11 protein-coding genes are annotated in these 12,065 nt (G+C 60.9%); 4 read left to right on the top strand and 7 right to left on the bottom strand.

Annotation, left to right across the window (positions count from 1 at the left end; genetic code table 11):
* Positions 1-650: 650 nt before the first annotated feature.
* Positions 651-1,136, bottom strand: coding sequence for a DUF4383 domain-containing protein (locus tag KUF55_RS09080; protein ID WP_218818643.1), 486 nt, complete (start codon positions 1,134-1,136; stop codon positions 651-653).
* A gap of 852 nt (positions 1,137-1,988) precedes the next feature.
* Here KUF55_RS09080 and KUF55_RS09085 point away from each other — a divergent pair.
* Entirely contained in the window at positions 1,989-2,474 is a 486-nt protein-coding gene (locus KUF55_RS09085; protein ID WP_255557407.1) for a peptidase, read from the top strand.
* A 178-nt stretch (positions 2,475-2,652) separates the two neighbouring features.
* On the opposite strand, the gene KUF55_RS09090 is transcribed toward KUF55_RS09085, so the two are convergent.
* The 4 genes from KUF55_RS09090 to KUF55_RS09105 form a co-directional block, all read right to left on the bottom strand.
* Positions 2,653-3,348 carry a hypothetical protein gene (locus KUF55_RS09090; protein WP_132357556.1) on the bottom strand — a complete coding sequence of 232 codons (696 nt, stop codon included), beginning with the start codon at positions 3,346-3,348 and terminating at the stop codon, positions 2,653-2,655.
* Between the two features lie 154 nt (positions 3,349-3,502).
* On the bottom strand, positions 3,503-3,817 hold the full coding sequence (locus tag KUF55_RS09095) for a helix-turn-helix transcriptional regulator (RefSeq protein ID WP_255557409.1): 315 nt from the start codon (positions 3,815-3,817) through the stop codon (positions 3,503-3,505).
* Positions 3,818-3,885: 68 nt separating this feature from the next.
* A complete protein-coding gene (locus KUF55_RS09100) occupies positions 3,886-4,884 on the bottom strand; it encodes an NAD(P)-dependent alcohol dehydrogenase (protein ID WP_218818644.1) in 999 nt (332 codons plus the stop codon).
* A 549-nt stretch (positions 4,885-5,433) separates the two neighbouring features.
* Entirely contained in the window at positions 5,434-5,922 is a 489-nt protein-coding gene (locus KUF55_RS09105) for a hypothetical protein (RefSeq protein WP_218818645.1), read from the bottom strand.
* 138 nt (positions 5,923-6,060) lie between these two features.
* Between KUF55_RS09105 and KUF55_RS09110 the strand changes: the two genes are divergently transcribed.
* Positions 6,061-7,218 carry an IS30 family transposase gene (locus KUF55_RS09110; RefSeq protein ID WP_255557410.1) on the top strand — a complete coding sequence of 386 codons (1,158 nt, stop codon included), beginning with the start codon at positions 6,061-6,063 and terminating at the stop codon, positions 7,216-7,218.
* 672 nt (positions 7,219-7,890) lie between these two features.
* A complete protein-coding gene (locus KUF55_RS09115; RefSeq protein WP_218818646.1) occupies positions 7,891-8,397 on the top strand; it encodes a hypothetical protein in 507 nt (168 codons plus the stop codon).
* 69 nt (positions 8,398-8,466) lie between these two features.
* Here the strand turns inward: KUF55_RS09115 and KUF55_RS09120 are convergent, their stop codons facing one another.
* Positions 8,467-9,180, bottom strand: coding sequence for a triacylglycerol lipase (locus tag KUF55_RS09120; protein ID WP_218818647.1), 714 nt, complete (start codon positions 9,178-9,180; stop codon positions 8,467-8,469).
* A complete protein-coding gene (locus KUF55_RS09125; RefSeq protein ID WP_255557411.1) occupies positions 9,177-9,890 on the bottom strand; it encodes an alpha/beta fold hydrolase in 714 nt (237 codons plus the stop codon). The genes KUF55_RS09120 and KUF55_RS09125 overlap by 4 nt, the downstream gene beginning before the upstream one ends.
* A 508-nt stretch (positions 9,891-10,398) precedes the next feature.
* On the opposite strand from KUF55_RS09125, the gene KUF55_RS09130 reads away from it, so the two are divergent.
* Positions 10,399-12,063, top strand: coding sequence for an FAD-dependent oxidoreductase (locus tag KUF55_RS09130; protein ID WP_370630975.1), 1,665 nt, complete (start codon positions 10,399-10,401; stop codon positions 12,061-12,063).
* Positions 12,064-12,065 lie beyond the last annotated feature (2 nt).

Here is a 12,065-nt window from a genome sequence, read left to right on the forward strand (position 1 = left end):
GGCGTCGCAACCGCCCACCCCGCAGCCTAGAACCGGGACGACGCGGACATGAACACCAAATAAATTGGAGTTCATGTCCGCGTATCTACAGGGGAGAGCCCTGCCTAGCTCTCCCTCCGGCCTCACCATGACGTCGGGCTGGTCTCCAGCCTGACGGAGAGGCAAAATCACTCACACGAAGCGCATGCATGTGACCTCCACGCCGTTGGGAAACATCCCGGGATCCAGACCTAGGCCGCCTTGGAGGCCTTCGCGGTTGCTACCGCGTCAGGGTGCGGCGCGTCGTCGGGATGTGAGGTCAACATAGACTCCCCGTCGGATAGGGCGCATGCGTGCCGAAGACCCTGCATTCGAATGTTCCCGGGCAGGAACCGTGTTAGGGGCTGCCTGGGACATTTGCGTGGAACCATCGATCACCCCGGAGTCTAGCGCCTCCATTGCTTCGGCCAGTGACCTGTATACGCCGGTGAAACCAACTGTGAGGTTGGTGGCTTCGAGGCGGTGGTCGTCGCAGATACGCACTGTGCCCAATTCCATTCCATTGCGGGCATTCCGGATCGAATACTGAAACCGACCGGATGGCAGAGCCTCGAGATCTCCGATGCACTGTCGCTCGATTTCGTCGTGGCTGCTCATCGTGGCACCTCCGCTCACAGATTGTGGTTGGGATTTGCGTGACCGGTCCTGCGGGCTCCTCCTTCCGTCTTGCGAGTCAGCAACAGGGCGAGGGCGACCATGCCGAGGCCCAGCACCAGATGTAGCCAATTGTCGGCGTCATTCACCGGCACGAAGTTCGCGTCGCTGTCGTGGTTGATGACCAGCCCGTAGACCCACAGGAGGAGGTAGATGACCCCGCCCCAGAGCAAATAGTTCTTCGACGCGCTCGGGGTACGGGCAACGGCAATGCCAGCGATGCCGAAGAGCAGGTGAACGATGTTGTGCAGGATGGAAACCTGGAACACGCCCAGCAGCATGGCCTCGGAATGGTGGCTCGCGAAACTCAGCTGGTCGTAATTGGTCGTGATTCCGGGCACGAAACCCAGGATTCCGACGAGAAGAAATACTATGCCGACAGCCAATGCCGTGTTCTGGATATTGGTGCGCTCGGTGCCGGTACGTGCGATGTGGCTGGTCATGGTGTTGCCCTTTCCGTGGATCGCGACCGTAGCGACCTGCTACGTTCTCATATGATGCATCGCCGGGAATGATTAGGGAAGACCAAGAAGCGGTGCCCCATGCGAAGAATCGAAAGCTTGCTGGTCCTAGGTAGGTCTGGGGCCACGGATCAGCGATTTTCCACCGGACGCTCGGTCAAGCAGGGCTCGCTCCCGAACCCTCGCCAGCCCCGGTGTTGTCTTACGAAGGCGACTGCACTGGGCGTTCAAAGTCCCGATGCACTGAGCTACGGCGCCCTCAAAGGGAATGCTCCGCGGGACAACTATGAAGGAGCCAACCGTAGATTCAAAGGGCCAGCAAGACCCGGGCGAGGACCGGCCAATTGCAGATACACGCCTAGGGCCAAATTCGTGTTCCTACCCGCTGCGGCCGAACGAAATTAGAGGCCCAGGAATTGAAGTAGGAGGCCCTGTCGGCCAATGTGTTATCCAGATCCACCAGTAGCAGCAGCTCTCCACCCGAATGTCATTTCCGAATGGCGACAGTACAAAATTCAGCACTCGTCGGCACGGCAATTTCGTGTCCGATATGGGAACCTTTACTGGAAAGCTGACCCCGCCAACCTGGCGCGTAGGGTGACTCGCTTTCGTCGGCGCTCTGGATCAACTACGGCACCGGGACCATCGACGGGGCCACCGACGTACGCCGGGACGGCGACCACGGAGTCAGTGATACCAACCAGTAGACCACCGTCTGAGGGCTGCAACGCCAGCGTGCGGGCCCCCAATCGACAAGATAGCGACCAATAGAACTATGAGCACCCAGGACGCAAGCAACGAGACCACTGCGCCATTCATGCAGGAGATTCAACGATGAAAAAGGCCAGAATGGAAACGGCGACCACAACCGGCGAAGGCCTAACGCTGGGCATTGTTGGCCACGGCAGTTTCATCGTGACCCGGGAAGCGCTGACGATGATCACCGTGTTCGGCGGGCGACTGCATTGTTACCAGGCAGACGGTGGCTGCCGAAAGCAAGGTCTCTATTTCTCGCGGACGGTACCGAAGAAGGCTCTTCAATGCGTAGTGATCGGTCCTCAACCCGATACGGCTTCCTACGATGGGCCAACCGGGCAGGAAAACGAAGAGGTCATGATCAGTGTCAGCCGCGAACTTGCGCCCAAACTCGACGGTGCGGTCTTAGATTTCGGTTCTTACAACAAGATGCAACGTTTCCTCTGGCTGGCCATACCTTTTGTCAAAGGACCGGCCTGTACCTGCCGGCGCTCCATCGGATCCCCAGCAGGAAAAAATGCGCCCTGTCTTGATGACCAGGGGATCGGACTAAGTGACCTCTAGGCGGTGATACGTCCAGCTTCGTGAATGTTGACTTGATCCAACACCTCATGCCGGATGAAACAAGAAGGTGTTAAGCCTCCCATATGGCCTCACGCCTTCTTAGCTTGCCGTGTTGCTGGAGGTCACATCAGCCAGGCCAAATACACTCTCGACACGAATATTTGCATGCTCTGGACGCTTATTCCAGTAGGGAAACCGCCCTGGCAATCACCAGCGCCAACAGGATGAATCCACTGGCCGATTCCAGTCCCATGAGTGCTTTAGCGCGTGCCGAAAGGGGCATGGTGTCCGTGGGGCTGAAAGCCATCGAATTGGACAGTGAAAAGTACAGGTAGTCAATGAAAGAGGCGACCCATCCCGTTCTTACCGATGAGCGAGCGGCAACTTCCTCGATGGCGTCGTGGTCCTCGTCCTGTGGAAAGCGGAAGTCGGCCGGTGGCAGGTCTTTTCGTTTGGTATGGCGCCGCGAGACCGGGCCGCCGCGATCGAGCTCCCAGAAGACTAGGGCGAAGGCGATGATGTTAGTGACCCAGATTTGCAGGGCTGCGAGCAATATTCCGGATCCGTCGTCATTTCCCTTGGAGGTGAGCAAAATGATGAGTTGGACCAAGGCCACTCCGTTTGCTGTAACCAACAGGAGCGCTTGGCCGGTCGCCAAGCGCTTGGACCATGCCGTTTCCTTGTGCAGGTGGTGGGGGTTCAAAATGATCAGTGGAATGAGCATCACTAGGCCGATGCCTACCACGCTGTAGCGCAGGGCGGGAAAGAAGACGCTGGGCAGAGCGGCATACAAGAGCAAAGCGATGAGCAGACCAACAACGGCGGGCCATCGATGCTCTGCGCGCACCTTTTGAGGGTTTGTCGCGTTCGACATGACCCGATTCTAAGCCTTTCGCGGATCCATTCGCGTGCCATCTCCACAGCGTCTTTACACAACCTCCAGCACGACGGACTGCGTTGTATTGTTCTTAGTGTGGCGCTCCGGTTGCCGGTCGTTCCACACGCGGGACCGACGGGGCACGCCGTTCTTACTTGTGGGTTGTGCCCGCCAGCCCGGCGATGACGGAGGACAAGAAGCCGGGGTAGGCCCGCTCCATGTCATCTATTCGCAGGAGGTTCATCCGAGAGGTGCCGACGTAGTACTGGTGTAGGACGCCGGCCTGTCGCAGGGCAGTGAAATGGTGCGTTGCCGTGGATGCCTTGATGGGCAATTCGATGGCTCCGCAGCTCAGCGCGTCCTGTGCGCTGGCCAGTTGCTTGAGGATGCTCATGCGAACGGGGTCGGCGACGGCGGCGAGGATGCGGGGGAAATCGAAGTCGGCGATGTCGGGTTCATCGCTCATCGTGGTGGTTCTTGCCATGGTTGTCCTTCCCTCGGCCTTCGATCCTACTCGTCGCCGCCGCCTACCGGTTAGCTGACCCGGATGACGATCTTCCCGAACGCACCGCGGGCTAGCTGGTCGTAGGCGGCGCGGGCATCCTCGAAGGGGTAGACGGTATCGATGACCGGATGGATGGTGTGTTCCTCGAGGAACGTGACCAAGTCTTGGAAGGCGCGCAGGTGCCCGACTGCGATCCCCTGGATCTGGGCCTGGTGCCAAATGATGTCCATCAAATCCAGGGTGGTGCTCTGGCCTTGGAGGAATCCGATGACCGCGACCAGGCCGTTGCCCTTGGTGGTACGCACCGAGTCCCGCAGCCCGTCGCCGCCAACGACGTCGAGCACGACGTCCACGCCCTGTCCGTCGGTCATCTCCAGCACGGCTGCGGCCCAGTCGGGGGTGGCGCGGTAGTTGATGGTGTCCGTTGCCCCCAGTTCTCGGGCGCGCACCAGCTTCTCGTCGCTGCTTGAGGTCACGATGACTCGGGCGCCGAGGGCCGAGGCGAGCTGGATGGCGAAGATCGAGACGCCACCGGTGCCCTGGATCAGGACCGTATCACCGGGCTTCACCTTGCGGTACTCGCGCAGGACGAACCACGGGGTGAGTGCTGCGATCGGCAGGGTCGAGGCTTCGATGTCGCTCATGTCCCGGGGAGTGGGCACGACGTTATGCTCGCCGAGGATCTGAAATTCGGCCAGTCCGCCATTGATGGGCCCGCCGGTCTGGAAGTCGGCGTAGTCGTTTAGCCACGGCCCATCGTGCCAGGTGGAGTAGAAGTGAGAGGTGACGCGGTCCCCGACCTTGTATTTCGTTACGCCCGCCCCCACGGCGGCCACGACTCCAGAAGAGTCGGCCACCGGGATCAGTCCTTTTGCGATTTTTTCGGGCATGTAGATTCCGTCTACCAACGCCTTGTCCCGGTAGTTCAGCGAGACGGCCGAGACCTTGATGAGAAGTTCCCCGGCGGCCGGTTGGGGTGTCGGGATCTCGTGCAGGTTCAGGTTTTCGAGGCCGAAGTCATCTAGCATTCAGGCGCGCATTTATGTCCTTTCGTGGAGCGGGGCACGGTGCCTCACCTCTTCCATCCTGAACGTTATTTCGATCTACGTCAAATATGATAATGATCGAATAATGATTGTTCCGCCTCAACCCCCGTCTGCTCCGATGCTGGCGGGCACCCGAGGGCGGCATTCAGCATCAGTTGGGCCGTCAAACACCTGCTTTGCCGAAGGTGCAGTCGCATCGACCCGTTTGGGCGTTGTCCTGATCAGAACGGCGCAGCGTTTAGTAAGCCGGTCGCTGGGTGGGCGCTGGATTCATGGTTTGGTGGGGCACGGATCTCGATGCGTGATGGTTCCGGAAGGGGAAGGCGACGGACTAAATGCGTTGTCTGCTTCTCGGCGCGAATTGAAGCGTCGGGCTTCCAAAGAATTTAGTTGTCGAATTTTTGGTGTTCGAGTATTGCATGGGGGGGAGTGCTGCACGCGATCCTCAATTCCAGCCTGACCGTTCCAGTGTTGACACCAGAATTCGCGGTCCCTTCGTGTTTTCCCCGTGAGTTCTGTCTTATTCCGCCGCTAGCATGCGTTCGCTGATATCCGAATGGCAAGGTTGCTACTGGCACGGTACTTCTTCCCGCCACTTTCGTACTCTAGGTTGAGTCCGGAAGCAGTAGCGTCTTCTGCTGTTGGATCGATCTGGCGTGCTTCGATGATCAACAGAGTAACCGGAGTTATCGCGATCCCGGATTCGGCCGGCACCCGGGTCTTCCATTCCGGCCAATCCCTGTCTGCGTCTGAGGGATAGCCGAGGCCCACCGGGATGACCTCTGTGCGGGGAGTGATTGAACTTGCCATCATCTCGATGTTCTTCGGTTCGGTGAAGACCACCTTCAACAGTTTTGCCTCGGATACGCGGTCACTCAGTTCCAGGTTGGTCGTGTAGATCACCCGCTGTTGCGGCGGAACTGAGCCTTGGCACTTTTCCGACGTCATCGTCGGACCAGAGAGCGGACCGTCGTCCGGGACAGAACAGCTCGAAAAAAGCAGCGCAGCTGTGGCAGACACGGCAAGTGCCTTGACCTTTCGTGAGATCACCGTTGCTCTTTTCCGTTGGGGTCTCGTGAACTAGATGCTATCTGTTAGCCCGGTTGAGGACCCTTGGGTTCGCGCGGTGATTGCAACACTTAGTGAATGAGTGTTGACATGGGAAAATATTCAATCCTTTACCGACCAGATCTTCTGCAGGTCTTTTGGGCAGGAATGCAGGCAGGTGATTTCATCACCGACGCCGTCATTCCCCTGAACACCAGCAGACGCACCGGGCGCACCGTCCTGGCCGCCGCCGGCTCTGTCCGTCCCCGCCGAGGCAGGAACCTCAAGGGCCGCTGCCTGACCTTTGAAAAGCGTGAGGAGATCGCCATCCTGCGTGCCCAAGGCCAGTCCCTGCGGAAGATCGGAGCAGCGATCGGATGCTCCGCCTCGACGGTGTCCCGGGAGCTGCGCCGCAACACTAAAGCGGGGAATGAGTATCGGGCGACCTCGGCCCACGTGCTGGCCTACGAGCGGGCCTCCCGTCCCAAACCCGCCAAGCTTCACACGAATCTGGTGTTGCGTGGAATAGTCGAGGAGGACCTTGCCAAGAAGTATTCACCGGAACAAATAGCGGGGCGGTTGCGCCTGCGGTTCCCCGACCAACAGGAGATGCGGGTGTCCCCGGAGACGATCTACCAGTCCCTCTACGTCCAGTCGCGCGGCGCCGTGAACCGCGATCTGGCCGCGTGTTTACGTACCGGCAGGGCCGTGCGCAAGCCGTGCCGCAAGGCCGGCCAGCGCAAGAACCGGATCCCGGGAATGATCAACATTTCCGAACGCCCCGCAGAAGTGGAAGACCGCGCCGTCCCGGGGCACTGGGAGGGCGACCTCATCATCGGCAAGGGCAACCAGAGCGCCATCGGGACCCTGGTGGAGCGCAACACCAACTACACGATGCTCGTCCACCTGCCCCAGGGATACAAGGCCGAACAGATGCGTCAGGCGCTGACCGCAAAGATCAAGACCCTGCCCGAATCGCTGCGCCATTCCCTGACCTGGGACCAGGGCATCGAAATGCAGTCCTGGAAGAGCGTCAAGAAGGACACCGGCATGGAGATCTACTTCTGCGACCCGCATTCGCCTTGGCAGCGAGGCATCAACGAGAACACCAACGGGCTGTTGCGACAGTACTTCCCCAAGGGCACGGACCTGGGCATCCACAGCGCCGAAGACCTCGACTGGGTTGCCGCCGAACTCAACGACCGGCCACGCAAGCGGCTAGAGTTCAGGAAGCCGATCGAGATGATCGGAAGCCTCCTGTTGCAATGACCGCCAGAATCCGCCGACCCCTGAACGGGACGAACAAGTCGATCGGCCAATAACGGAGCTGATGTAGTGAACTTCCTGGATGCACCCGACTATTGTCAGAGGTTGGCCGTTGTTGCGCATCAGGTCGCAGCCGCTCAGACGCTGTATAGGACAAGAATTTCTTCTCCGACTTCTCGCTGCACATCGCGGGCTAGCCGCTTGCCGGTCGCGTTCCATGTTTTCTCGTCGAAACCCTGCGGCCAGCCGCGGTCCCAGTGCATGTGCTGCTGGAATCCATCGTTCCAGGCGGTGAGTCTGGAGCTTAGTGTTTCCGAAAGGCCGTAATCCTCGGGGACTTGTAGACCTTCTTCCCATAATGGCCATTCTGCACCGTAGTCACAAAAGATCCTCAATACACGATTCGATGAGTTGGCTTTTCCATGTCCAAAGCGTATGACCCAACCGAAGACCTTCACCAGATGCTTGGGGCAGCCCCGGGCTGTAAAGGACCAATCCGTAAGCGGGACCCTCAACGCGACGGTTGGAGGGATCCGGATGACAAATTCAAATGGCTCTGGTGTAGCTGCGCAGAAATACGCGCGCTGGAGTGTACCCCTGAGCCATGTCATACGACGATGACGCACCAGACGAAATCAAGACAATATTCCCGTAAGCAGAGAATAGGCTGTGTCCATGCCTCCTGTTCCCTCACAAAGATTGTCCGCGTTGTTCATCCCCATGCTCATCATGGCCCTGCTTGCAGGAGCCGTCATGGGAACCCTGGGCGGAGCGCTTTTGGTGGTGCCCGACCTCCTCGCCGGTTCTGGCGAACCCGAGGGATTTAGTGCATGGGGAGGCCCCGTGGGCTATGCCCTGATGCCCATCATCTACAGCACAGTGTGCGGGACGTTCCTTGGACTCATCCCCAGCACCGGTTCCTTCATCGCACTATCCATCCAAGACCTGAAGGGGCCAGCATCATTGGGTAATCAGCAAGCGATGGCGGCCGGGGTAGGAGCAGCCATCGCAGGGATTCTCCCGGCGTTCTTCGTGGTTTGGATCATAGGAGCGGAACTACCCGGCAGCCTGTTCATTGGAGCTGTCTTTATCGCCGTGTGCTTCGTGATTGCGCTATTGGCCCTCAAAGGAATTCTGCGCGTCATAGACAAACGGGATGTAGTGGTCCGCGAAGCCTTCTAAGCCAACAATGTGCCGTTTCGAGGGCCCCTGGACCCAGCCGGAAGCAAATTACTAAGGCCCAGTCGTTGTTCAGACTCCCAGGTGGTTCTCGACCGCGCGTAGCAGGCGCGCATCGCCCAGGAGACGGAAGTGCCCCGTTGTCGGCAGTTGTATATTGGTGGCCCCCACCAAGTGGCTGCCGCCGGGGATGTGGGGATCGAAGAAGCTGTAGATCGAGACGATCCGAGCATTCACCGTCAGGTTTGCGGCCAGCTTGAGCAGGCCAGCGTCCCGCGGCGAGAAGGCGCGCAAGCTACGGATCGGGGCGAAACGCGCGTACGCCGAACCGGAAAAGGGTGTACTGATGGCAATCATCCGTTCCACGCGGGAGGCCTCCGGGGAGGCGGTCATGACGTGTTTTCCAATCAGCCCACCCTTGCTGTGGGCTAGCACGATGACCCCGTGCAGGTCGGCCTTGGCCAGGTAGGCGGACACCAACGCGGACATGGCCGGGACCGTGCCGCGGTTGTAGCCGATGCCGCTGATGGCATGCACCGGGTGGCCGGCGCGATGCAGGTGCTTGGCGACCGGAAGCAGGAACTGCCAAGTCTCCCAGATCCCTGGTATCAGCAGGACGGGGGCGGCATCTGGATCGGTGCCGGTCAGCAAAGCTGAGTCGGAGCCCGGCCTGAGGAAGGCTCGGGTCTGCCAGTACCCCGCGTACAGGTAGTCCAGCAGCCAAGCGTGGGTCTGCCGGAGTCGGTGTCCCGCCGCCGCTAGGGCCTTGTGCAGAGCGCTTTTCATATTCTGCTCGCCACCCCTCGGCAGAGTGCTGCGACTGCGGCTGCCGAGCGATACATCATCACATGGCTTTCCCTCCCGACCTGCGCCATTGCGCCCCGCGGCGCCAGGTACGCGAGGGCGGAAACCCATGCTGCCGGGACGATGGGATCCCGGGTCCCGCGGACCACCAGCACGGTGGCGATTGTGTCCTCGATGCGGTTTGAGAGCATCATCGGCACCGTTCTGAAGTACCAGGGCAGGCCGCAGCGGAAGGCGTAGTCGCTGAATACGATCGCGTTGACCTTCCACGGCTCGCGGAGCGTGTCTTGGCACAGCCGCAGGGATTGACGCCAGAATCCGCGCTCCGGGGCATAATTGGTGGGCCCCAGCAGCACGATGGCGGGCGCCGCCGCCGCGCGCATGTGCGCCATCTCCACGGCAACCTGAGCTCCCATGGAATGCCCCACCAGTATGGGCCTGCGCACCCCCAGCTCGTCGAGTGCGTCCCACACCGCATGGGCGTAGTCCCGCACGCTCAGGGTCCGGCTCGGTTTCGGCGTGCTGCCGTGGCCGGGCAGGTCGATGTTGTGGACCGTGGCCGTATGGGCGAGTTCCGCGGCGAGGGGGAGGAAATAGCGCGACGAGACCCCGATTCCGTGAATCAAGACATAGGTGTCCGGGCCGGTTCCCGAGCTGCGCATGTGCACCAGCGCGCCGGGCCGTCCCGCCACGCGGAACCGCCCTCCACCGGCGCGATCCGCCCCCCGAGGAATCCCCGTGCCCAGCCTTCGGCGCATAGTCGGCCCCGCCCACCGGGGTCCGTGTATCCGGTCCATCCATTCACAGTACTGGAACTTGTTTTCGGGGAACACAAATAGCTGTCAGCGACCAGAAGGGATCCACCTCTTTGGATGCCCAGCCACGGACCGTGAGCCCGTCTGCCGATGGCACACCGATGTGTCACGGGACGTATCGAGGGCTACACCGCACCACCGTGCATATACCTCGGCGATGCGGTTCCGGTGTCTAGTTTTCCGGTCATGATGAATTCCTTGCTATGTGGTGCCCAACCTAGGAAAGTGGATCACAAGGACTTTAGATCTCGATGATGGTGTGGAGAAAATTGCGGCCTGCAAGGGTTCAGCAAGAAGTCCGACCGTCCTGCCGTGCAGAAGGGCCGGACACCAAGATGTCGTGGCGGTGCCCAGGCCGCCACGAAGGTCTAGGAGGAATCCAGAAGTGAAATCGATATGGTTCGAGTCCCGTTCCCCCATGCAAGCCGATGCCTTTGAGCAGGACTGCAGCTACGACGTTGTCGTGGTGGGAGCCGGCCTGACAGGCCTGACCACAGCGCTGCTGCTGAGCCGCGGCGGATTAAACGTAGCGGTGCTTGAGGCCCGCACCCTCGGGGCCGTCACTACCGGCAACACCACCGCCAAGCTCAGCCTACTGCAGGGCACCGTACTCTCAGGGATCCGGCGGCATTTCTCCGAAGAGATCGTCCAAGCGTATGTAGAGGGGAACCGCGAGGGCCAGGCGTGGATGCTGCGGTACCTAAAGGAGCAGAAGGTCGCGGTGCAGCGCCGTGACGCCTACAGCTACGCCACCTCGGATTCGGGACGCGCAACACTCGAACGCGAGGCCCAGGTGGCGCGGGCCGCGGGGCTGGAAGCCAGCTTCGTCGAGGATGTGGCTTTGCCTTATCCCACGCGCGGGGCCCTCCGCCTGCCGGAGCAGGCCCAGTTCCACCCGATGGAAGTCCTCGAGGCACTGGCCACGGACCTGCGATCACGCGGAGCGCGGATCGTTCAAGGGGTGCGCGTGCGCGATGTTTCGGTGGGCACGCGCGCCACGGTGCACACTGACCAAGGCACCAACCAGGCCCAGCATGTCATCCTGGCCACGGGCACCCCGATTCTGGACCGCGGACTCTACTTCGCCAAGCTCGAACCCTCGCGTTCCTATGCCGCGGCCTACCGGATCCCGGTGGCCTCCGCTGCGTTGCCGCGGGGCATGTATCTGTCCGTCGATCAGCCACCACGATCCCTGCGCACAGTGCCGGTTGATGGTGAGGAACTGCTGGTGGTGGGCGGCAACGGCCACCCGGTGGGTAAACCGATCTCGGAACAGGCTAAGGTCGCGGACCTCGACCAGTGGACGAGGCAATGGTTCGAGGGGGCCGAGCCCACGCACCACTGGTCCGCCCAGGACTACAGATCAGCGAACATGGTGCCGTTCGTGGGCAAGTTGCCGCGCGGGGGCGGCAATATCCATGTGGCCACCGGGTACAACAAATGGGGCATGACCAACGCCGTGGCGGCCGCTTTGAGCCTTAGTGCGGATATCCTCGGCGGCAACATCCCGTGGGCGCAGACGCTCTCACACCGCATCACCGGAGCCACCGACCTGGTCGAAGGAGCCAGGATCAATGCCGCTGTCGCGGGAAAACTGGCCAAGGGTTGGCTCGGCGCCGTGTTCAACGACGAAGACGATTCTCGGCGTCGCCACGGCCATCCGGAAGCACCTGAGGCCGTACCCGGTCCCGCGGGACATGACGAGCCTGAAAATGAGAACCAGCAGCCAGGCCAGCAGTCGTCGTCGTCGACCTCAGGGACAGGACAGGACGCCCCGGGGGAAGGGGAAGGTCGAATTTCACGGCGCGGCTTGCTCCCGATCGCGGTGTCCACGGTGGGGGACCGGACTTGCCGTGTCTCGGGGGTCTGCACGCACTTGGGCGGCATACTTTCGTGGAATGACGCCGAGAAGTCTTGGGATTGCCCGCTGCACGGCTCCCGATTCTCGTTCGACGGGCAGCTTCTCGAGGGGCCCGCCACCCAGGACCTGAAGATGTTCGACGCCGATGACGCCCCTACGCCGGAGGTGCCTGCGGGTCCCGAAAGCTGATC

The sequence above is a fragment of the Paeniglutamicibacter sp. Y32M11 genome (genome assembly GCF_019285735.1).
Taxonomy (GTDB): Bacteria; Actinomycetota; Actinomycetes; order Actinomycetales; family Micrococcaceae; genus Paeniglutamicibacter.

What these genes read in the sequence shown, in the direction of transcription:
- KUF55_RS09100 (WP_218818644.1), bottom strand. Translation starts at nt 4,884, where the DNA reads ATGCTAGATGACTTCGGCCTCGAAAACCTGAACCTGCACGAGATCCCG.
- KUF55_RS09110 (WP_255557410.1), top strand. Translation starts at nt 6,061, where the DNA reads ATGGGAAAATATTCAATCCTTTACCGACCAGATCTTCTGCAGGTCTTT.
- KUF55_RS09095 (WP_255557409.1), bottom strand. Translation starts at nt 3,817, where the DNA reads ATGAGCGATGAACCCGACATCGCCGACTTCGATTTCCCCCGCATCCTC.
- KUF55_RS09090 (WP_132357556.1), bottom strand. Translation starts at nt 3,348, where the DNA reads ATGTCGAACGCGACAAACCCTCAAAAGGTGCGCGCAGAGCATCGATGG.
- KUF55_RS09120 (WP_218818647.1), bottom strand. Translation starts at nt 9,180, where the DNA reads ATGAAAAGCGCTCTGCACAAGGCCCTAGCGGCGGCGGGACACCGACTC.
- KUF55_RS09115 (WP_218818646.1), top strand. Translation starts at nt 7,891, where the DNA reads ATGCCTCCTGTTCCCTCACAAAGATTGTCCGCGTTGTTCATCCCCATG.
- KUF55_RS09085 (WP_255557407.1), top strand. Translation starts at nt 1,989, where the DNA reads ATGAAAAAGGCCAGAATGGAAACGGCGACCACAACCGGCGAAGGCCTA.
- KUF55_RS09080 (WP_218818643.1), bottom strand. Translation starts at nt 1,136, where the DNA reads ATGACCAGCCACATCGCACGTACCGGCACCGAGCGCACCAATATCCAG.